The 21,380-nt window shown below is 58.2% G+C and carries 20 protein-coding genes; 10 read left to right on the top strand and 10 right to left on the bottom strand.

Annotated features, from left to right (window positions below):
* Positions 1-10: 10 nt before the first annotated feature.
* Positions 11-697: a Crp/Fnr family transcriptional regulator gene (locus ACU6HM_RS15290; protein WP_009460136.1), complete on the bottom strand. Its 687-nt coding sequence runs from the start codon at positions 695-697 to the stop codon at positions 11-13.
* A gap of 175 nt (positions 698-872) precedes the next feature.
* Between ACU6HM_RS15290 and ACU6HM_RS15295 the strand changes: the two genes are divergently transcribed.
* The 8 genes from ACU6HM_RS15295 to ACU6HM_RS15330 all read left to right on the top strand — a co-directional run bounded on the left by ACU6HM_RS15295 (position 873) and on the right by ACU6HM_RS15330 (position 10,588).
* Positions 873-2,840 carry an AMP-dependent synthetase/ligase gene (locus ACU6HM_RS15295; protein WP_052159208.1) on the top strand — a complete coding sequence of 656 codons (1,968 nt, stop codon included), beginning with the start codon at positions 873-875 and terminating at the stop codon, positions 2,838-2,840.
* Between the two features lie 14 nt (positions 2,841-2,854).
* Complete coding sequence (locus tag ACU6HM_RS15300; RefSeq protein WP_009460135.1) at positions 2,855-3,640, top strand: ABC transporter ATP-binding protein; 786 nt, start codon at positions 2,855-2,857, stop codon at positions 3,638-3,640.
* Positions 3,641-3,651: 11 nt separating this feature from the next.
* Positions 3,652-4,581 carry a branched-chain amino acid ABC transporter permease gene (locus tag ACU6HM_RS15305; RefSeq protein ID WP_009460134.1) on the top strand — a complete coding sequence of 310 codons (930 nt, stop codon included), beginning with the start codon at positions 3,652-3,654 and terminating at the stop codon, positions 4,579-4,581.
* 12 nt (positions 4,582-4,593) lie between these two features.
* On the top strand, positions 4,594-5,658 hold the full coding sequence (locus ACU6HM_RS15310; RefSeq protein WP_009460133.1) for a branched-chain amino acid ABC transporter permease: 1,065 nt from the start codon (positions 4,594-4,596) through the stop codon (positions 5,656-5,658).
* Between the two features lie 137 nt (positions 5,659-5,795).
* Positions 5,796-7,064 (top strand): ABC transporter substrate-binding protein, encoded by a 1,269-nt coding sequence (locus tag ACU6HM_RS15315; protein ID WP_009460132.1) that lies wholly within the window; start codon positions 5,796-5,798, stop codon positions 7,062-7,064.
* Between the two features lie 50 nt (positions 7,065-7,114).
* Complete coding sequence (locus ACU6HM_RS15320; RefSeq protein WP_021447096.1) at positions 7,115-7,948, top strand: ABC transporter ATP-binding protein; 834 nt, start codon at positions 7,115-7,117, stop codon at positions 7,946-7,948.
* Positions 7,949-8,201: 253 nt separating this feature from the next.
* On the top strand, positions 8,202-9,482 hold the full coding sequence (locus ACU6HM_RS15325; protein ID WP_035268552.1) for a phenylacetate--CoA ligase family protein: 1,281 nt from the start codon (positions 8,202-8,204) through the stop codon (positions 9,480-9,482).
* An 89-nt stretch (positions 9,483-9,571) separates the two neighbouring features.
* Positions 9,572-10,588, top strand: coding sequence for an amino acid ABC transporter substrate-binding protein (locus ACU6HM_RS15330; protein ID WP_021447094.1), 1,017 nt, complete (start codon positions 9,572-9,574; stop codon positions 10,586-10,588).
* Between the two features lie 245 nt (positions 10,589-10,833).
* Here ACU6HM_RS15330 and ACU6HM_RS15335 read toward each other — a convergent pair whose 3' ends face one another.
* The 3 genes from ACU6HM_RS15335 to dprA all read right to left on the bottom strand — a co-directional run bounded on the left by ACU6HM_RS15335 (position 10,834) and on the right by dprA (position 13,482).
* A complete protein-coding gene (locus tag ACU6HM_RS15335) occupies positions 10,834-11,301 on the bottom strand; it encodes a hypothetical protein (RefSeq protein WP_446764015.1) in 468 nt (155 codons plus the stop codon).
* Positions 11,301-12,221: a hydroxymethylglutaryl-CoA lyase gene (locus ACU6HM_RS15340; protein WP_009460129.1), complete on the bottom strand. Its 921-nt coding sequence runs from the start codon at positions 12,219-12,221 to the stop codon at positions 11,301-11,303. Before ACU6HM_RS15340 ends, ACU6HM_RS15335 begins: the two co-directional genes overlap by 1 nt.
* A gap of 106 nt (positions 12,222-12,327) precedes the next feature.
* Entirely contained in the window at positions 12,328-13,482 is a 1,155-nt protein-coding gene (gene dprA, locus ACU6HM_RS15345) for a DNA-processing protein DprA (RefSeq protein ID WP_446764016.1), read from the bottom strand.
* Positions 13,483-13,650: 168 nt separating this feature from the next.
* On the opposite strand from dprA, the gene def reads away from it, so the two are divergent.
* On the top strand, positions 13,651-14,169 hold the full coding sequence (gene def, locus ACU6HM_RS15350; protein WP_009460127.1) for a peptide deformylase: 519 nt from the start codon (positions 13,651-13,653) through the stop codon (positions 14,167-14,169).
* Positions 14,170-14,174: 5 nt separating this feature from the next.
* Positions 14,175-15,116, top strand: a complete 942-nt coding sequence (gene fmt / locus ACU6HM_RS15355; RefSeq protein ID WP_035268544.1) for a methionyl-tRNA formyltransferase — start codon at positions 14,175-14,177, stop codon at positions 15,114-15,116.
* A gap of 16 nt (positions 15,117-15,132) precedes the next feature.
* Here fmt and ACU6HM_RS15360 read toward each other — a convergent pair whose 3' ends face one another.
* The 6 genes from ACU6HM_RS15360 to ACU6HM_RS15385 form a co-directional block, all read right to left on the bottom strand.
* On the bottom strand, positions 15,133-16,068 hold the full coding sequence (locus ACU6HM_RS15360; RefSeq protein ID WP_446764017.1) for a DMT family transporter: 936 nt from the start codon (positions 16,066-16,068) through the stop codon (positions 15,133-15,135).
* 70 nt (positions 16,069-16,138) lie between these two features.
* Complete coding sequence (locus ACU6HM_RS15365) at positions 16,139-17,494, bottom strand: amidase (RefSeq protein ID WP_254500074.1); 1,356 nt, start codon at positions 17,492-17,494, stop codon at positions 16,139-16,141.
* A 42-nt stretch (positions 17,495-17,536) separates the two neighbouring features.
* The gene (locus tag ACU6HM_RS15370; RefSeq protein WP_446764018.1) at positions 17,537-18,220 is read right to left on the bottom strand and encodes a DUF2848 domain-containing protein; all 684 of its coding nucleotides are present in this window, start codon (positions 18,218-18,220) and stop codon (positions 17,537-17,539) included.
* Between the two features lie 33 nt (positions 18,221-18,253).
* Complete coding sequence (locus ACU6HM_RS15375; RefSeq protein WP_009460122.1) at positions 18,254-19,537, bottom strand: TRAP transporter large permease; 1,284 nt, start codon at positions 19,535-19,537, stop codon at positions 18,254-18,256.
* Entirely contained in the window at positions 19,534-20,154 is a 621-nt protein-coding gene (locus ACU6HM_RS15380) for a TRAP transporter small permease subunit (protein ID WP_009460121.1), read from the bottom strand. Before ACU6HM_RS15380 ends, ACU6HM_RS15375 begins: the two co-directional genes overlap by 4 nt.
* 91 nt (positions 20,155-20,245) lie before the next feature.
* The gene (locus ACU6HM_RS15385; RefSeq protein WP_009460120.1) at positions 20,246-21,292 is read right to left on the bottom strand and encodes a TRAP transporter substrate-binding protein; all 1,047 of its coding nucleotides are present in this window, start codon (positions 21,290-21,292) and stop codon (positions 20,246-20,248) included.
* Positions 21,293-21,380 lie beyond the last annotated feature (88 nt).

Genomic DNA, 21,380 nt, shown 5'->3' on the forward strand with positions numbered 1-21,380 from the left:
GGCCGCATAATCAGGCGGCATATTCATCGCCGTAACGTTTCAGACCGTCCAGGTCCAGCACCTGGACGCCACCATACTTGATCAACAACAGCCCTTCGTTTTCCAGTTGGCGCAGGGCCTGGTTGGCTCGTTGGCGCGACACACGCGCCAGGTAGCCGATCTCCTCCTGGGTAATGTCCAGGCGCAGACCTTTTCCGGGGTAGAGCAGCGGGTTGAACAGCTCTGCCAGACAGCGTGCCACGCGGGCATCGGGGGTAGACAGGCTGTTGTATTCCGCCTTGCCGATAAATTGCGCCACGCGTTCATTGAGCTGATGCAGGAGGTAGCGGTTGAAAGCAATGCTCTGGTCCAGCAAATCGTTAAAACTGTGTACGGGCAAGCGGGCCACCTGGCTGTCGCGCAAGGCGACCACATCGTATTTGCGCTCTTCGTTTTTCAGCAAGGAGCCTTCGCCTATCCAGCCACCGGCGGGTACCCCGGTCATGGAAGCGATCTTGCCTTCGGAATTTCCCACCGACACTTTGAGCAAACCCGAGAGCACGCCAATCCACGCGGTGGCGCGTTCTCCCTTGCGTTCGACGATGGCCCCGGCCTCGTATGCGGTGATCAGTGTGTCGCGGCGGACACGCTCTTGCAGCTCGGGTGTCAACAAGCGAAACCAGGCGGCTCGCTCCGATAAAGCATCTACAACATGCATGAGGATTAACCCTCGATAAAGGTCGAATGTCATGTCCGTGACAATCTTCGGGACGGGCAACCGATAACTTGATTATTAACAGGCTGCAAATAGCTTGAGGGCATAACATCTGCCTTCTGCCGCAATCATAAGCAGCCTCCTGGACCATAACAAGCCGGGAAAATTCGGAGGAGACATGGTTGTGCGGATGGATAAAGAGCAGGTAGCGGGTTTACCCGGCACCTTCCCAGCCTGGATAGAACACCATGCCCAGGTGCGCGGCAACAAAGTTGCCATGCGCGAAAAAGACCTGGGAATCTGGCAGACCTGGACGTGGCAAGAGCTGGCTGAACAGGCCGAGCAACTGGCTGCGGGCCTGGCCGGGCTGGGTGTCAAAGACGGTCAGCACGTCGCGGTGATCGGTGAAAACCGCCCGCGCCTGTACCTGGCCATGATGGCGGCGCAAATGCTGGGCGCTGTGCCCGTGCCTTTGTATCAGGATGCGGTAGCCCAGGAAATGCTGCACGTATTGCTGGATGCCAGCATACGCGTGGCCGTGGTCGAGGACCAGGAGCAGGTCGACAAGCTGCTGGAAGTCTGGGACCAGTGCCCCGATCTGGATGCGCTGATCTATGACGACCCACGCGGTCTGCGCAATTATCAGCAAGAACAGCTGCAATACATCGAGCAGGTCATGGAGCAGGGCCGCCTGCAATTGGCGCGGGATCCGGACTGTGTGCGACGCATCTGGAAGGCCATTACGCCTGACCATGCCGCCGCCATGTTCTACACCTCCGGCACCACCGGCAAGCCCAAGGGTGTGGTACTGACTCACGGCGCGCTGGTGGATCGTGGCCTGGCCATTCAGGAACTGGAATCGCTGACCGATGCCGAGGAAGTGCTGGCTTATCTGCCTCCCGCCTGGATCGGGCAGAACATGTTTTCCTACACGCAGTTCCTGGTCACGGGCTTTACGGTGAATCACCCTGAGTCACCCGAAACCGTGTCGATCGACCTGCATGATATTGGCCCGACCTATTACTTTGCGCCTCCCCGCGTGCTGGAAGGCTTGCTCACGCAAGTGACTATCCGCATGGAAGATGCCGGTGCCCTGAAGCGCGCCTTGTACAAGCGTTTCATGTCTCTGGCGCACCGTGTGGGTGTGAAGATTCTGGACAAGCGCCCCGGCGTGGGGATGTGGGATCGCCTGTGCTATGGCCTGGGCAATATCCTGATCTACGGCCCCTTGCGTAATGCCTTGGGCATGAGCCGCGTGCGTGTGGCCTATACCGCTGGTGAAGCCATCGGACCCGATCTGTTCGACTTTTACCGTTCCATTGGCATCAACCTGAAGCAGCTCTATGGCGCTACCGAGACCTCGGTATTCGTCTGCGTCCAGGAAGACGGCCATGTGCGTGCCGACACCGTAGGCCCACCTGTGAAAGGCGTGGAAATCCGCGTGGCCGATAACGGTGAAATTCAGGTGCGCAGCCCCGGCCTGTTCAAGGAGTACTACCGCAACCCCGAGTCCACCGCCGAGTCCTTTACCGAGGACGGCTGGTACCACACGGGTGATGCCGGTTATCTGGATACCGATGGTCAGTTAAAGATCATCGACCGTGCCAAGGACGTGGGCAAGCTGGCTGATGGCTCCTTGTTTGCACCCAAGTACATCGAGAACAAGCTCAAGTTCTTCCCCTTCATCAAGGAAGCCGTGGCTTTTGGCGATGGTCAGGAGGAAGTGTGTGCCTTTATCAATATTGATCTGGAGGCCGTGGGTAACTGGGCCGAACGTCGCAACCTGCCCTATGCCGGTTACACCGATCTGGCCGGTAAACCCGAGGTCTATGCCCTGATTCGGGATTGTGTGGCTCAGGTCAATGCTGATCTGGCTAACGACCCCAAGCTGGCCGGATCGCGCATCAGCGCCTTCCTGATTCTGCACAAAGAGCTGGACCCCGATGACGATGAACTGACCCGTACCCGCAAAGTACGTCGCGGCTTTATCGCGCAAAAGTACAAGGTTCTGGTCGATGCCCTGTTCAATGGCCTGGACAGGCAGTTTGTGGAGACAGAAGTGAAGTTTGAGGATGGGCGCAGCGGTCGCATTTCGGCAGACCTGCACATTGAGCGCATGACAGACGCAGCAGCAAGGAGCGCATGATGAGTGAGGCGCAAATGCCGGGCCGTCGCATTGGCCCAGTGGTACTGGATTTGAAGAATATTTCGCTGTCCTTTGGTGGTGTGAAAGCGCTGACCGACATCTCGTTCAACATCCGTGAGCACGAGATCCGCTCCATCATCGGCCCGAACGGCGCAGGCAAAAGCTCCATGCTGAACGTCATCAATGGCGTGTATGCACCACAACAAGGCGAGATTGTCTTGCGTGACCAGAGTTATGCCCGCATGAACTCGCGTCACACCGCCGAGCAGGGCATTGCCCGCACCTTTCAGAACCTGGCTCTGTTCAAGGGCATGAGTGTGCTGGACAACATCATGACCGGCCGCAATCTGCACATGAAAAGCGGGGTGTTTGCCCAGGCTTTCCGACTGGGCGGTGCCGAGCGTGAAGAGATTCGCAACCGTGAATACGTGGAAGGCATCATCGACTTTCTGGAGATCCAGGCCTACCGCAAAACGCCGGTAGGACGCTTGCCTTACGGCCTGCAAAAGCGGGTTGACCTGGGGCGGGCACTGGCGATGCAACCGAGCATTCTGCTACTGGATGAGCCCATGGCGGGCATGAACATCGAAGAAAAGCAGGATATGTGCCGTTTCATTCTGGATGTGAACGAAGAATACGGCACCACGATTGTTTTGATTGAACACGATATGGGTGTGGTCATGGATATTTCGGACCGTGTGGTGGTCCTGGACTATGGCAAGAAAATTGGTGACGGAGTACCGGACGAAGTACGACAAAACCCGGACGTCATCCGCGCCTATCTTGGCGCTGGCCATTGAGGGGAACGGACATGGCATTTTTTCTTGAAACTTTGCTGGGCGGCCTGATGAGCGGGATGTTGTACGCCCTGGTCGCGCTGGGCTTTGTGCTGATCTTCAAAGCATCGGGTGTCTTTAACTTTGCACAGGGCGCCATGGTGCTGGTGGCCGCGCTGGCCATGGCCCGTCTGTCCCAGTGGATTCCGCAGTTGCTGGGCATGGAGCCGGGCATCCTGGGCAATGTGCTGGCTTTCATTGTCTCGGCCATCTTGATGTTTGTGCTGGCCGTCGTCATTGAGCGCTGGGTGCTGCGCTATCTGGTGAATCAGGAAGGCACAACCTTGCTGATGGCCACGATCGGTATCAGCTATCTGCTCGACGGTCTGGGTCAGATCGTGTTTGGCAGCTCCGTGTATTCCATTGATGTGGGCATGCCCAAAGACCCGGCTTTCATTCTGGAGTCCATGTTTGAAGGCGGCGTGCTGGTCAGCCTGGAAGACCTGAGCTCGGCCGTGGTTGCAGCCTTGCTGGTTGTGGCCCTGGCCATCTTCTTCCAATACACCAGCGTGGGCCGTGCCCTGCGTGCGGTGGCGGACGATCATCAGGCAGCGCAATCCATTGGTATTCCCTTGAACCGTATCTGGGTGGTGGTCTGGACCGTAGCCGGTTTGGTGGCTCTGGTTGCCGGCATTATCTGGGGCTCCAAATACGGGGTGCAGTTCACCTTGTCGACCGCAGCGCTGCGCGCCTTGCCGGTGGTGATTCTGGGTGGTCTGACCTCGGTGCCCGGCGCTATTGTGGGTGGCCTGATTATTGGTGTGGGCGAGAAGGTGTCCGAGGTGTACCTGGGCCCTTATGTAGGTGGCGGCATCGAGATCTGGTTTGCTTATGTGCTGGCCCTGGTGTTCTTGCTGTTCCGACCACAAGGTCTGTTCGGCGAGAAGATTATTGATCGCGTCTGAGGTGGAGTCGATATGATTTACCGCGAAAATGGTCAGTTCAAAAGCAGCTATCGGGCTGACCAGCAGATTTTTCCCATCCGCCAGGATCGCTATGTGGTGTTGGGCTTGTTGCTGGTGGCATTCCTGCTGGTGCCAGCCATGGCATCCAACTACTTCCTGCAAGCTATTCTGATCCCCTTTCTGATCCTGTCTTTGGCAGCGATTGGCCTGAACATTCTGGTGGGCTATTGCGGCCAGATTTCCATCGGTTCGGGTGCTTTCATGGCTGTGGGTGCGTATGCCGCCTGGAACTTTGGTGTCCGTATTCCGGAGCTGCCACTGGTCCTGCAGATCCTGCTGGGCGGCGTGTTTGCCACCTTGGTAGGCGTGGCCTTTGGTATCCCCAGCTTGCGTATCCGTGGCTTGTACCTGGCCGTCACGACCCTGGCTGCACAGTTCTTTGTGGATTGGGCTTTCCTGCGTATTGCCTTCTTCACGAACTACTCGCCTTCGGGCAACGTGTCGGTGCCTGCCTTGAGCGCCTTTGGCTTGCCGGTTCAAACCCCCATGCAGAAGTACCTGTTCGTGCTGATCTTCGTGGTGGTGTTTGCTCTGCTGGCCAAGAACCTGGTGCGTGGTGCGATTGGCCGCCAATGGATGGCCATTCGTGACATGGACGTGGCCGCAGAAGTGATTGGTATTCGTCCGGTCTACGCCAAGCTCACCGCCTTTGCCGTCAGCTCTTTCATCATCGGTGTGGCCGGTGCCTTGTGGGCTTTTGTGCACCTGGGTTCCTGGGAGCCGCTGGCCTTTGACCTGAACCGCTCCTTGCAGTTGCTGTTCATCGTCATCATCGGTGGTCTGGGCTCGATCGTAGGCAGCTTTTTCGGTGCCGCGTTCATGGTCTTGCTGCCCGTGTTCCTGACCAACGTGCCGCACTGGTTTGGTGTGTCTATTGGCGTGGATACAGCCTCGCATATTGAACACATGGTATTCGGTGCCCTGATCGTATTTTTCTTGATTGTGGAGCCGCACGGTTTGGCTCGACTCTGGAGTATTGGTAAGGAAAAGCTGCGCTTGTGGCCCTTCCCCCATTAACAGCAGGTAGGCAGTTCATTACAACAACAGCCCCGCCAATCGGGACGGGGTACTTAGACAAATGGTACTTATCGGAGGACCAGGAGATGACAACACGACTGAAACGCGCTGTGCTCGGTTTGAGTGCTTGCGCTGCAATGCTGACCATGAGTACAGCCGCTGTAGCAGCCGAGGAACAGTACATTCCCTTGCTGACCTACCGCACCGGCTCCTTTGCCCCACTGGGTATTCCATGGGCGGATGGCAAGCTGGACTATCTGGCTCTGGTCAATGAACGTGACGGCGGTGTGAATGGCGTCAAGCTGGTATACGAAGAGTGTGAAACGGCGTACGCCACGGACCGCGGCGTAGAGTGCTACGAGCGCATGAAAGGCAAGAACGGCGGGGCGTCTGGTTTTGACACCCAGTCCACGGGCATTACGTTCGCCCTGACCGACAAGGCCTTTGTGGATGGCGTGACCATTGAGACCATGGGCTACGGCCTGTCGCACTCGGCTAACGGTGCGGTATTCGAGTGGAACTTCCCGCTGCTGGGTACCTACTGGACTGCTGCCGACGTCATGATCCAGGACATCGCCAAGCAAGTGGGCGAGGACAAGCTGAAGGACCAGCGCATTGCTCTGGTTTATCACGACTCGCCGTACGGCAAGGAGCCTATCGCCCTGTTGCAAGCACGCGCCAAGGAACAAGGCTTCAAGCTGGATCTGTACCCTGTGACCGCCCCTGGCGTGGAACAGAAATCCACCTGGCTGCAAGTGCGTAAAAACCGTCCTGACTTCGTCCTGCTGTGGAGCGCCGGGATCATGACGCCTACCGCCATCCGTGAAGCTCAGGCTGTGGGTTACCCACGCGACAAGATCTACGGCATCTGGTGGGCAGCTTCCGAGAGCGATGTGGTCGATCTGGGCCAGACCGCCAAGGGCTACAAGGGCATCACCATTCACAACAGTGCTGGGGACGGTCCGGTGCATGACGCTGTGCGCGAGATGCACGCCAAAGGCAAAGGCGCTGAAAACGGTGACAAGTACGTCGGCACGCTGGCTCACACCCGCGGCATGATGATCTCCATGATGCAGGTTGAGGCTATCCGCACCGCACAAGAGAAGTTCGGCAAAGGTCAGCACATGACTCCCGAGCAAGTGCGCTGGGGCTTCGAGAACCTGAATCTGGACGAAGCACGCCTGAAAGAGCTGGGCTTTGAAGGCATCATGCGTCCCGTCAAAACCTCGTGCAACAACCACATGGGTGATGACTGGGCCCGTATCGTGCAGTGGGACGGCAGCAAGTTCGACGTCGTGTCCGACTGGTATCAGTCCGACAAGAAGTTTGTCGATCCTTTAGTCAAGGAAATGTCGGCTAAATACGCCGCCGAGAAGAAAATTACGCCTCGCACCTGCGAAGGCTAAACCCAGGCGCCCAGGGTTCGCCCTGGGCACTGCATTGCGTGGGGAAGATTATGAGTGAGACCGTAGGCCAAGTGGATGAGACGCCCATCTTGTTGGACGTCAATGGCATCGAAGTGATTTACAACCACGTCATTCTGGTGCTCAAGGGCGTGTCCTTGCGTGTGCCAGAAGGGCGGATTGTTGCCTTGCTGGGCGCCAACGGTGCCGGTAAAACCACGACCTTGCGGGCCGTATCGAACTTGCTGCGCGCCGAGCGTGGCGATGTGACCAAAGGCCAGATCCATCTGCGTGGCGAACGTATTGATCAGCTGACTCCGGCGGATCTGGTCAAGCGCGGCGTGGTGCAGGTGATGGAGGGGCGTCATTGTTTTGCGCACCTGAGCATTGAAGAGAACTTGCTGACCGGGGCCTATACCCGTTCCTTGTCGCGCGGTGACCTGAGCGCCGAGCTGGACAAGGTGTATCAGTACTTTCCGCGTCTGAAGCAGCGCCGTACCAGCCAGGCAGGCTACACCTCGGGCGGGGAGCAGCAAATGTGTGCCATTGGCCGTGCCTTGATGGCCGACCCGGGCATGATCTTGCTGGATGAACCCTCCATGGGCCTGGCACCACAGGTGGTGGAAGAAATTTTCGAGATCGTGCGTGACCTGAATCAGCGCGAGCGCGTCAGCTTCTTGCTGGCCGAGCAAAACACCAACGTGGCTCTGAAGTATGCCGACTACGGCTACATCCTGGAAAACGGCCGCGTCATGATGGATGGACCCTCCCAGGCCTTGGCCGAGAACGAAGACGTCAAGGAGTTCTATCTGGGCGTGTCCGGGGGCGAGCGCAAGAGCTTTCGCGACAATAAATTTTATCGACGACGCAAGCGCTGGTTGGCGTAACTCCCAAGGATTTCCAATGTATCAGCAGGGCCTGGCCTGTATTGAAAGCAGCAGGATCAGCACAGGAGCAGGCCACCGATCGGGATGCACACAAGGTGCCGCCCTGACCCCTTTTGACGTTTTTAGTTTTGGGCAGCTTCTGGCTACACGGGGTGTGGTAGCAGAGCTTGGTATCGACACCTGTCTGTCTGCGGACAGAACGTCGGCTGGGCGCGGGAGTGTTTGAATGCCAATTCATCCCACTGGAGGAGAGATGAGCGAATATTACGACGAGCGCGAAACCCTGGAGCCGGACGAGCGCGAAGCCGATTTACTGTCCCGTTTGCCGCAGGTCTTGCAAGCGGCCGCAAAAGGGGCCCCTGCGATTGCCAAGCAACTGGGTTCGGTTGATCTGGCCGCCGTGCGCAGCCGCGAGGATCTGCTGGCCATTCCGGTGTTTCGTAAAAGCGAGCTGCTGAAAGCCCAGCTGGAAGCGCGCGAGCAGGCTCGCTCCGGGGCGCCGTCTGCGGATTACGCGCAGTCCGTATTCGGGGGCTTTTCCTCCATTGCCTGGGGTGCGGCCCGCAAAGTGTTTGCCTCGCCCGGGCCCATGTACGAGCCAGAAAGCCGTCGCCCGGATTATTGGGGCTTTGCGCGCGCACTGTACGCGGCTGGCTTTCGCCGCGAGGAACTGATTTTCAACTGCTTCTCCTACCATTTCACTCCGGCTGGCTCCATGATGGAGACCGCCGCACATGCCCTGGATTGCACGGTGTTTCCAGGCGGCGTGGGTCAAACCGAACAGCAAGTGCAGGCCATGGCCGATTTGCGTCCACATGGTTATACCGGCACACCCAGTTTTCTGAAGATCATCATGGAAAAAGCCCAGTCCATGCAGATTGCTCTGCCAGGGCTGAGCAAGGCCTTGTTCTCCGGCGAAGCCTATCCGCCTTCCTTGCAAAAGTGGTTCAGCGAGCACGGCGTGGCAGGCTATCAGGCCTACGGCAGCGCTGATCTGGGCATGATTGCCTATGAGACACAGGCCCGCGAAGGCTTGGTGCTCAATGAAAACCTGATTCTGGAAATTGTGCGTCCTGGTACAGGCCAGCCGGTTGCGCCGGGCGAAGTGGGCGAGGTGGTCGTGACCTCCTTTAACCCCGACTATCCGCTGGTGCGTTTCGGGACAGGGGACTTGTCTGCTGTCATGCCCGGCCAGTCTCCTTGCGGTCGTACCAACCAGCGTATTCGCGGCTGGATGGGGCGGGCTGACCAGACCACCAAGGTGCGCGGCATGTTTGTGCATCCAGGGCAGGTGGAGCAGATTCGTCTGCGTCACAAGGAACTGGGCCAGGCGCGCTTGGTGGTGCGTGGTGCCAGCGGCCAGGATCAGATGGTGTTCCAAGTTGAAGTCTCCGCCAAGCCTGAGGGCTTGGAAAGCGCTTTGGCCGACTCGATTCGTGAAATTACCAAATTGCGTGCTCAGGTGGAGTTCATGGAGCCAGGAGCCTTGCCTCGGGATGGTAAAGTCATCGAGGACCAACGCAGCTACGATTAATTAGCCATGTAGATATGCACACAAGTAGCAGTCGGGCTGCGGTACTATGCTGGAAAATAGTCAATACCTATATCTTTGAGGAGAGCCCGATGCGCTTTGTGCCAGTTTCTGCTGTAGTCCTGGCCTTGATGGCCAGCATGCCTGCTGCCCAGGCCGACACCCTGGACAACGTCAAACAGCGCGGTCACGTGCTGTGTGGCGTGACCACCGGATTTGCCGGTTTTTCTGCCCCTGATGACAAGGGCACGTGGACGGGGCTGGATATCGACGTGTGTCGCTCGGTAGCCGCCGCCACCCTGGGCGACGCCAGCAAATTCAAGGCGGTGCCCTTGAACTCGCAGCAGCGCTTTACGGCTCTGCAGTCCGGTGAGATTGATCTGTTGGCTCGTAACACCACCGTGACTCAGCAGCGTGACACCGCTGTCGGTGCGATCCACGCCGGTATCAACTTCTACGACGGTCAGGGCTTTTTGGTGTCCAAGAAACTGGGCGTATCCAGCGCCAAGGAATTGAACGGTGCCACGGTTTGTATGCAGACTGGCACGTCTAACGAAAACACCATGGCTGACTGGGCGCGTGCTAACAAGGTTGAATACAAGCCTGTAGTGATCGAGCAGTTCAACGAAGTGGTTAACGCTTTCGTGGCTGGCCGCTGTGATGTGTTCTCTACCGACGCTTCCGGTCTGGCGTCGATCCGTATCTCCAAAATGGAGAACCCGGACGACTACCTGGTGCTGCCTGAAATCATTTCCAAAGAGCCGCTGGGCCCATTCGTCCGTCAGGGTGATGACGCCTGGCTGAACATTGTGAAATGGTCCATTCAGGCCAGCTTCAACGCCGAAGAGCTGGGTGTGACCGCTGCCAACGTGGACGAGAAGCTCAAGAGCAACAACCCCAATATCCAGCGTTTGCTGGGCGTGACTCCCGGTGCCGGTAAAAACCTGGGCCTGGACGAAAAATGGGCTTACAACATCATCAAGCAAGTTGGTAACTACGGTGAGTCCTTCGAGCGCAACGTGGGTAAAGGTAGCCCGTTGCAAATCGAACGTGGCCTGAACGCCTTGTGGATCGACGGTGGCCTGATCTACGGTCTGCCTATTCGTTAATCCTTTCGGGATTTGCGATATGCAAAAAGCAGCTCTCAAAGAGAGCTGCTTTTTTATTGACTGTTCGATCTGGGGGCGATGACGTTGATATGCTTTTTGCCTCGCCCGGCGATATGGGCTGCCCTGAACTCTCGGTGTAGGTATCACCGTGTATTGGAACACGGCGATAGATAGGCTGCTTAACTGCAACGCACGGTTCTCGGTTTATCCCCATATGGTTAGCCGTATGGGGCAAACAGAGAGACTTAGCTCTTGCGCCGCAATACCAGCGAAATCTTGGCAAAGGCCACTTGCAGATCCTGTGTGGCACCCTGGAAAATCACAGGGCGGCCACGCCGGGTAAAGCAGATCAGGCGCTTTGAGTTGAATAGAGGTACAAATTTGGCAAAGTGAATATCCTGCCATTGCACCTCCCGTTTCATGATCCAGTTCTGGCGTATGCCATTCTGGTCAATCGTGGTGACGCCGTGCCACATGTGCCAGGCAATCAGAATCAGGCCGGTAAACAGCAGGACCAGGCAGCCCGCCAGGACGGGGCTGATGGTGGCCCCTTGTGGGGAGCTGGCCACCAGCGCGAAACGCACGCCGATCAGGGCCAGCACAATCCAGGCGCTGGCTGCTACCCATTTGGGCCAGGAACGGCCTTGAATGGGAAGCGTGCCCAGATCCTTCAACATGGCATCAATTTCCTCTTTCGAGGGAGCTTGGCTCATCAGCACGCGGCGGCCCCTTGCTTGCGGGCGGCCAGAGCGTTACCGGCGTTGCTGGCCGATTTGCGCTTCAAATGAGCCGAAATCCATTGCCCCGTGTCTACCACGGCGTTCAGATCAATGCCGGTTTCAATATCCAGGCCTTGCATCAGGAACAGAACGTCTTCAGTGGCGACGTTGCCGGTTGCCCCCTTGGCGTAGGGGCAGCCGCCCAGACCGGCTACGGAGCTATGAAAAATATGGATGCCAGCTTGCATGGAAGCAACGATATTGGCGATGGCCTGGCCGTAGGTATCGTGGAAGTGGCCGGACACATGAGCCGGGTCAATGTGCTCGGTTACCATGCGCATGACGTCATACACCTGGCGGGCCGTGCCTACGCCGATGGTGTCGGCCACGTCGATCTCGTCACAGCCCAGTTCGATCAGGCGTTTGCCCACTTTCAGCACATTGGAGGGAGCCACAGCGCCTTCATAGGGACAGCCGAAAGAACAGCTGATGGAGCCGCGCAGACGCAAACCGGCTTCTTTGGCAGCCTGGGCAACCGGGGCAAAGCGCTCCAGCGATTCTTCGATGCTGCAATTGATATTGCGCTGGGAAAATGCCTCACTGGCGGCGGCAAAGATCACCACTTCGTCAGCCTTGGCGGCCAGGGCACCTTCAAAACCACGCATATTGGGTGTCAGAACCGAATAAATTGTACCGGGACGTCGGTCGATAGCAGCCATTACATCTGCGCCGTCCGCCATTTGCGGCACCCATTTGGGCGAGACAAAGGACGCGGCTTCCACGTTCACAAAACCGGCGTGGGACAAGCGGTTGACCAGTTCGACCTTGATGTCGGTGGGGATGAATTCTTTTTCGTTCTGCAGGCCGTCCCGAGGGCCGACCTCCACAATCTTGACGCGCGATGGGTATGACATGAAGTTTCCTGAAGGGGTAGATGGCTGGGGCTGGAAGGCCCTTACGTAATCGTCATGATACCTCTTGAAGGCCAGGGCTGGCGTCCTAGGAACTGCCCTATGGTCTTTAAGGTTTCAAGCGTTGAAAGCGTCCGTCTGCCAGGGGCTCGATGCAGCCTGCCAGCTCCAGTTCAGCCAGAACGGCGGGCAGTTCGGTCGCCAGCAGGCCTGTGCGCCGCATCAGCTGTTCGGGGCTGAGGGGCGCAAAATCAATGCGCTCAAGAATAGGGCGTAATTCCTCGGGCAAGGCTTCATAAGGATTGGGTTTTGAACCAGTTTGTGGAGCCGTATCCAGATTGAAGTCGCCTTGCACATTGCCCAGTTCGTCCAGAATATCCTGGGCGCTTTCCACCAGTTTGGCACCTTGGCGTATCAAGGCATGGCAGCCGCGAGCCAAAGGGGAGTGAATGGAGCCGGGAATGGCAAAAACTTCTCGACCTAATTCTCCGGCCAGACGGGCCGTGATCAGGGAGCCACTTTGTTTGGCCGCTTCAACCACCAGTACGCCTTTGGCCAAGGCAGCCACAATGCGATTACGGCGTGGGAAGTGATGGGGCATGGCCCGGGTGCCCAAAGGAAACTCGCTCAGCAATAGACCGTCATCGCTGATCTGATGAGCCAGATCGCGGTGTGCTGCCGGGTAGACCAGGTCCAGCCCCGTCCCCATCACGGCAATAGTGCCTGCGGAAGAAGGGCCGGCTTTTAACGCTCCTTTGTGTGCCGCTTGGTCGATGCCGCTAGCCAGGCCGCTGATGATGCACCAGCCTCTGGAGGCCAGAGTAGCTGCAAAATCTGTCGCGATTTCCTGGCCGGATTGGGTGGCATGGCGGGCTCCCACAATAGCCAGTCCTTTGCGTTGCAAGGCTCCCAGATCGCCGTTGGCATATAGCAGCAAAGGTGCGTCGTGCAGGTCCAGCAAGGAGGCGGGATAGGTGGGGTCAGCGAGCGTCACGATATGGTGATTGGCTTGCTTGAGCCATGCCGCCGCTTGTTCAATCTGCGCCTGCAGCTCGTCCAGTGGTTCCTGGCTTAGTTGCACAGCCAGTTCGGCCGGAATATGACGTGACAGGGTTTGAACCGAGCTTTGATAGATTTGCTGTGGCAGTCCACAGGCAGCCAGCAATTGCCGGGCCTGGGCGGGCGCAAGCTCTGGCTCCAGCGACAGGCGCAACCAGGCACGCAATTCTTCCGAGATTTCATCCGAGCTAAAATGATCAGGCATAAGGTAGTGTGGCACGAAACCGATCTTTGTTCTGTGTGGCCCGGACGTTTGTATCCAGTGTGACTGCCGCTTCGGGGGCTAGGGCTTCATATGCTGCCGGGGCAATCGGGTGCCGCCCTGAAACTTGTTTTATTATATCGACTTATCGCTTTTTCTTCGGACATGACAATGGCTTTGCTTCCTATCCTTAAATTTCCTGACCCACGTCTGCACACGGTTGCCAAACCCGTGCAGGAGGTCGACGACCGTATTCGCAAACTGGTCAAGGATATGGCCGAGACCATGTATGACGCGCCCGGCGTAGGGCTGGCCGCGACGCAGGTTGACGTGCACGAGCGCGTGGTGGTCATTGACGTATCGGAAAGCGGCAATGAATTGCTGGTGCTGATCAACCCGGAAATCACCTGGAAAAGCGAAGAGCTGAAGGTCTACGAAGAAGGCTGCCTGTCTGTACCTGATACCTACGACAAGGTTGAGCGCGCCGCCAATATTCGCTTCAAGGCCCAGAATGAAAAAGGCGAGTGGTACGAGAAAGAAGCCGATGGCCTGCTGGCCGTGTGTGTTCAGCATGAACTGGACCACCTGGATGGCAAGGTGTTTGTGGAGTACCTGTCCGTGCTCAAGCGTGAGCGTATCCGCAGCCGCCTGCGAAAGCAGCAACGTGAAGCACTGAAGGCAGGGCAATAGTCGCCATGCGTATTGTTTTTGCCGGCACCCCGGATTTTGCCCGTATCGCCCTGGAAGCCCTGTTAGCGCAGGGCTTTGATGTTCCTTTGGTCATGACGCAGCCAGACCGTCCAGCTGGCCGTGGCATGAAGCTCAGTCCCAGCCCGGTCAAGCAAGCCGCTGTGAACGCTAATATCCCGGTGCTGCAGCCGCACAGCTTGCGTCTGGATGGCAAATATCCCGAGGAAGCAGCCCAGGCCCGCCAGACCTTGCTGGATTTACAGCCGGACCTGATGGTGGTGGCAGCCTACGGCCTGATTTTGCCCAAGTGGACTTTGGAGCTGCCGCGCTATGGTTGCTTCAATATTCATGCCAGCCTCTTGCCTCGTTGGCGCGGTGCGGCACCGATTCAGCGTGCAATTCAGGCGGGTGATGCGGCCACGGGCATTACCATCATGCAGATGGATGAAGGCCTGGATACCGGCGATATGCTGGTGCGCAGCGAGCTGGCGATTCGTGATGATCACAGTGCCGCAACCCTGCATGACGATTTGGCGCAGCTAGGTGCACAGGCCTTGCTGGAAGCCTTGCAGCAAGTGCGTGATGGCACCTTGCAGGCGACTCCCCAGCCAGAAGAAGGTGTGACCTACGCCGAGAAACTGTCCAAGGCCGAATCGGTGCTGGATTTAGGCCAACCGGCCAAGGAGCTGGAGCGCCGTATTCGCGCGTTTGACCCAGTGCCTGGCTCCACCCTGTCCCTGCCCGGTTTGGAGCAGCCCGTGAAGGTTTGGCGCGCTCAGGCGCTAGAGCAAAAGCATTCAGCAGAACCTGGTGAGGTTCTGAACGTCAGTGCCCAAGGCATTGACGTGGCTTGCGGTGAAGGTGTGTTGCGTTTGCTGGAGCTGCAAAAAGCCGGTTCCAAGCGTCAGCCCGTCGCCGTCTTTGTGCAGGGCTGGCAGTCTCGCTAAGCCTTGCCACCTGGACTCAGGCGCCAGACCTGTTCTGGCGCCGCCACTCCAGAGTCCCAATCACAATGCCGCTGGTACACACCACGGCAATCCCGATCCAGGTAAAGACATCCGGGAACTGACCCCAGATCAGCCATCCCAGCGCGGCTGCGGCCACAATTTGCAGATACACAAACGGGGCCAGCAAAGACGCCGAGGCGCGTTGATAGGCCTGTATTTGTAGCAGATGGCCCAGACAACCCCACAGTCCGGTCGAAATCAGAATCAACCATTGGAAAAAGCTCAGCTCTTTTAAGGCAGGCAGGGCGGCGGGCAGTAAAAAGGGTAAGGCAATGGTCAGGCAGATGCTGCCGACTGCACCGCTCCAGATCAGGGTGGTCAGCGAATTGTCCACGGCCACGCGACGTGTTGCGATAAATTGCGTGGCGAACAGACAGGCGGTCATCAAGCCAAACATCACCCCTATTGGGTGCAGGCCAGCGGTAGGTCGGATGATGATCAGCACGCCCAGAAAGCCGACTCCGGCAGCTACCCAGCGACTGATGCGCGGTGGCTCTTTCAGAATCCAGGGGGCAACAGACAGCACCAGCAAAGGGGCCAGAAAGTTGATGGAGGTGGCTTCGGCTTGAGGCAGATAGCTCAAGGCGTTGAAAAACGAGAAGGTGGACAGCATCATCACTGTGCCACGCAAAATTTGTGCTTTGGGGCGGGAGCTGCGCAGGATCTTTCGGCCCTTGACCGGCAAGACCAGCGCCAGCACTAATCCCAGATGGATGACGTAGCGAAACCAGCACATCACCAGCAGGGGCACGCCAAAGCCCATGATCCATTTGCCGCTGGCATCCAGACCCGACAGGGCCCAGGAAGACAGAATCAGAATGAGCACCCCCGCCAAGGGAAAGACCGTGGGCGTCATGGTCTGGGGCAAGGAGGAGGACTGGGGTGTGCTCATGACAGGCTCCTGACGAAAAGCACAAGGACGGCCGGATGGCCGTCCTGGAAGGAACGTAAATCTTACTGGATTAGCGTTTGCGCAGGGGTAATACCCGTTCGATTGCTGAACCTACTGCCAGCAGATGTTCGTCGTGGTAGGCAGGAGCTGCCACCATCAGGCCCACAGGGGCTTCATCAGCGGCATGGCAAGGCAGCGACAGGGCGCAGCCGTCCAGGAAGTTGATCAGGGTGGGGTTGCGCAGGACCAGGCCGTTAGTGGCGAAGTAGACTTCGTCCGACTCTTTCAGATCGGCAATGCGGGGAGCGACAACGGGCACGGTAGGCATCAGGACGGCGTCGTAGCGCTCCAGACGGCTTTCCACCGCGCTGATCCAGGCCTGGCGGGTGTCTTGCAGTTCGATGTAGTCGGCGCAATCGATGTCCTTGCCGCGCAGAATGCGGGAAGCCACGCGTGGGTCGTATTGCTCGCCCTTGCTTTGCAGGGTGTCGCGGTGCACGGACCAGGCTTCGGCGCAGACAAAACCGCCTTTGCGGTTGATCTGCGGCAGTTGGTCAAACTCGGGCAAGTTGATTTCCTCAACCACAGCGCCTTGCTCACGCAGCAGGGCGATGGCACGGTCAAAGGCGGCGCGCACGGTTTCATCAATGCCGTCAAACACAAAGGTCTTGGGCACAGCCAGACGCAAGGTGTCCAGGGCAGGTGTTGCCACGGGCACATAAGGCTGATCGGTCAGGATGGAGTCCACAATGGCGCAACACTCTACCGAGGCAGCCAGAGGGCCATTGGAGTCCAGGCTGCGCGACAAAGGCATGGTGCCTTCGCTGGGAACGCGCTCGGCGGTGGGTTTGAAACCGGTCAGGCCGTTAAAGGCCGAAGGAATACGGATGGAGCCGCCCGTGTCGGTACCAATGGAGAAAACCGACATGCCTTGAGCGACGGCCACGCCGGCGCCGGAGGACGAACCCCCCGGGATGCGGGCATTGTCACGGTCCCAAACGGAACGAGGCGTACCGTAGTGGGGGTTGATGCCCAGACCGGAGAAGGCAAACTCGGTCATATTGGTGGAGCCGATCAGAATGGCACCGGCGCGCAGCAGGCGCTCCACAATGGTAGCGTTCTGTTCGGCCGGTTCGGCGTCTTTCAGCACAGCCGACCCACCCAGAGTGATGTAGCCCGCGATGTCATGCAGGTTCTTGACCGACATGGGCAGACCTTCAACCAGCGAGCGGCTCAAACCGGCAGCGCGCAAAATGTCGGAGGCTTTGGCGGCGGCCAGAGCCTGTTCAGCAAACACTTCGATGAACGTGGCAGCGCCGTCACGGCTTTCGTCCTGGATACGGTCCAGGGCTTGCTGGGTCAGTTCGACCGAGGTGGTTTCGCCACGATCAAGAGCACGTTGCAGTTCGGTAATAGTCGCTAGCATGGGTCACTCGCAAAATAAATGGGTGGGGCGGGCTGGGCCAGTTTAGGCTACTTCAGGCAGGATTTCGGTTACGTAGGTATGACGGATGCTGCGTTCGCGGCGGGGGTCATACAGTTCCATGGTGAACTGGGTAGCAGGGCGAATGCCACCAATGGCAGCCACGGTACCGCAGGTCATGCCAAAGCCTTCAGGCATGGTGGTGGACTGGAAGTAGCCTTCGATCAGCTCCAGCGGGTTCTTCAGGGTGGACAAGGGACCATCCTGGTACAGGACTTCCTTGCCGTCTTCCTGAATGTAGGCGCGGATGATCAGCTCGTCCCAGTAGTCGGCCACATCGCTGAACAACCAGGCTTCGCGGGCAACGGGCTTGGCGCAGATCTGCTTGGACAGGGCCACGCTGTGGGCTTCCAGCACGCGGTCCGTGTGGTCCGAGGCCAGGCTGACCAGCAGGCGGCCCTGGTGGTTGAACACAAACACTTCGGTCTCGCCGGACGAACCGGAGCCCACGACCTGGATGTCGGCATCCTGGATCATCTGGTTGGCGGCGATGCGGTAGTACAAAGGCACCGAGCTAGGGCGTGGTACGCCCAGTTCGGCCAGCTCTTCAATGTGGTGCTCGATGGCAGCCAGATCGCGGCCAGCCCAGCCGGCCACGATGCAGTGCTGCAAATCAGCTTCGATGATTTCAGTGTGGGTGGCCTGGGCCAGTTCAAAGGTCAAACGCATAGCAGTACTCGTTTACTCAAAGACAGATTGGGATTAACCGAACAGGCGTGGCAGCCACAAAGCCAGATCCGGGAAGATAGCCAGCAGGCCCACCATGGCCAGCAGCATGATCACAAAGGGCAGGCTGCCCATCATGACGTCATTCATGCTGCCGCTCTTGCGCAGGCTCTGGACCACAAACAGGTTCAGACCAACCGGCGGAGTGATCAGCGCCACTTCCACCAGAATGATGATGGCAATACCCAGCCACACCGGATCAAAGCCCAGGGCGATCATGATGGGAGCCACGATAGGGATGGTGGTGATCATCATGGACAGGGTTTCCATGAAGCAGCCCAGCACCAGGTAGAACACCACGATGATCATCAACATGACCATGGGCGAGACACCCAGGCCCGTGATGGCGTCGGTCAGCGCATTGGTCAGGCCAGTGGCGGACATGACAAAGTTCAGGAAGGCCGAACCGATCACGATCAGCATGATCATGGCGGTGGCTTTCATGGTGCCTTCCAGCACTTCCTTGATCATGTTCCAGCTCATACGGCCCGAGAAGGCAGCCAGAATCAGAGCACCGACCACACCCAGGGCAGCAGCCTCGGTTGGGGTGGCAACACCGGCGTAAATCGAGCCCACGACCAGCAGGAAAATGCCCAGTGGTGGAACCAGGTGCACCAGGCTGGCAAAACGCTGGCCCCAGGAGGCCTTGATCTTCGCACCGCCCCATTTGGGTTTGACCATACATGCAGCAGCAATTGCCAACATGAACAGCAAGGCCATGCCCAAACCGGGGATGATGCCGGCCAGGTACAGCTTGGGCACCGAAGTATTGGTCAGTACGCCGTAGATCACCAGGTTGATCGAAGGCGGAATCAGAATGCCCAAGGTACCGCCAGCGGCCAGACTACCCAGGAACAGAGGCTCGTTATAGCCTTGTTTCTTGATTTGCGGCAGGGCCACGGTGCCCACGGTGGCAGCAGTGGCCACGCTGGAACCGGAGGTGGCGGCAAACAGGGCGCTGGCACCAATGTTGGCGTGCATCAGGCCGCCGGGCAGCCAGGACAGCCACAGGCTCATGGCGTTGTACATGCGTTCAGCCATGCCCGAGCGCAGCAGGATCTCGCCCAGCATGATGAACAGGGGAATGGCCACCAGCAGGAACTCGTTGCTGGTGCCCCAGGAAATTTCACCCAATGCGCCGGTCAGGGGCAGCATGGAGTACAGCGGGTCCAGAATCAGGCCCAAAACACCCAGGGCAGCGCCCACGGGAATGCTCAGTCCGATCAGAACGAGCAAGAGAGTCAGTGCGGTTGTAATCATTTGGCGTCTCCTTGCACCATGCGTTTGCCAGCCTCGGCTTCTTCAGAGGCTTCTTCCTGGGTGCTGCGGATACCGCACAGGGATTGGATACCGGCCAGGTCACCTGTAATCAGGGCCAGGCTGGAGCGCAGCAGCATCAAGGCCAGAACGACGCACAACCAGATCAGGCCGCCCACCCACAGGAACTGGGGAATCCACAAGGGAGTGCCCATGGCGGTGTTGGCGGTGGACTGGTTGGTCCAGGACAGGCCGGCCACGTCGGTGGCGTACAAGGTCAGGTAGACAATGAAAACAGACAGGGCCACCAGAGCAATCCAGTCCAGCAGGGCAGCCAGACGAACAGGCAGGTGCTGATAGATGGCGTCGATACGGATATTGGCCCGTTGCAGGGTGGCAAAGGACAGTGCCCAGGAAATGCTGATGGCAAAGGCATAGCCGGACAGTTCATCCGAGCCGCCCAGAGAGCTGCCACTGAATTTGCGGAACAGGACGTCCGCGGTGATGTAGAGGGCGCTGATCAATGTCAGGCTGCCTGCGAACCAGATGGCGACGCGCGACAGGGATGTGGCGGCGGACAGCAAACGGTTCAGCATGGCGAATTTTTCGGTATTTTCCATGATGTCTACCCCGTACAGGGTCTAGGAGGGAGGGGCCTGGGGTACAGGCAGCCTGCCACCGTGAGTCTGGTGGCAGGCAGGACGTACAGATTTACTTCTTGGCTTCGAAGCCCAGGATCGGGCTCAGGCTGGTGTTGAATGCAGCCACGGTGTCGGCGGCGCTACGCTCGGCCCACTTGGGAACCACGGTCTCGCTCATGACTTTCTTGAGCAGTTCACGGTCAGCGTCGGTAGGCTTGACCAGAGTCATCTTGCCTTTGACGGGCTGCGTGCAAGCGTCGGCGCCCGTGTTGCAGTCATAGCCTTCCTGTGTTTCCTTGGCAGCGGCAACCCAGATTTCTTCGGTCATGGCCTTGATGTTGCTGGCCAGGAACTCTTGAACTTTGGGGTCCAGCTTGTTCCAGGTGCCCAGGTTGGCAGCGTGAATCTGCTGGTTCCAGTTGATTGGCATTTCGTACAGCTTGGAGCTGACTTCGTACCATTTGGCCGAGTAACCGGACATGGAGCCGGTAATGGCGCAATCGACCACGCCGTTTTGCAGTGCGGGAACCACTTCACCGAATGGGATGGTCACGCTGTTGCCGCCCAGAGCCTGAACGAATTCAGCCTGAGTACGGCTGCTGGTACGCACCTTCTTGCCTTTCAGGTCGCTCAGGCCATTGAAGTTGCCATTGCAAAACAGAACTTGGGCAGGGTAGGTGGAAAAGCCCAGAACCTTGACGTTGCTCTTGGCGTAGAACTGTTCGTAGGCGGGAGTGAACGCGTCGGTCAGCTTCTTGGCCACTTCAATATCGGGAGCCAGACCAGCCAGGTCGATCGCTTCGTTAATGGAGTTGTCGCTGGCAAAGTAAGCCAGGGTGGCGGTACCGAAAGGAATCACACCTTGGCTGATCAAGCGCATGATTTCAGGACCTTTCAGGCCCATGTCGTTAAAGCCCTTGATATCGGCCGTGATCTGGCCGCCGGACAGCTCAGGTACTTTCTTGGTCCAGAAGGGCTGCTCGGTGTTCTGGTAGGCGGTCAGGTTGCTCAAGCCACCGACAACTTTCAAAGAAGTCTTGGGCAGTTCCTGGGCCATGGCAGCAGAGCCCAGGGCCAGCGAGCCCAAAGCCAGGGAGGTCAGTACGATTTTTTTCATAAGGTGCTCCTAATAGCGGTCCAGCTGTATGGTTGATAGAGTGCGCTCCCTGTTTGAAGGGGCTGCATATTGAAACCAAAGGGGTGAC

It is taken from the genome of Alcaligenes sp. RM2, assembly GCF_052931795.1.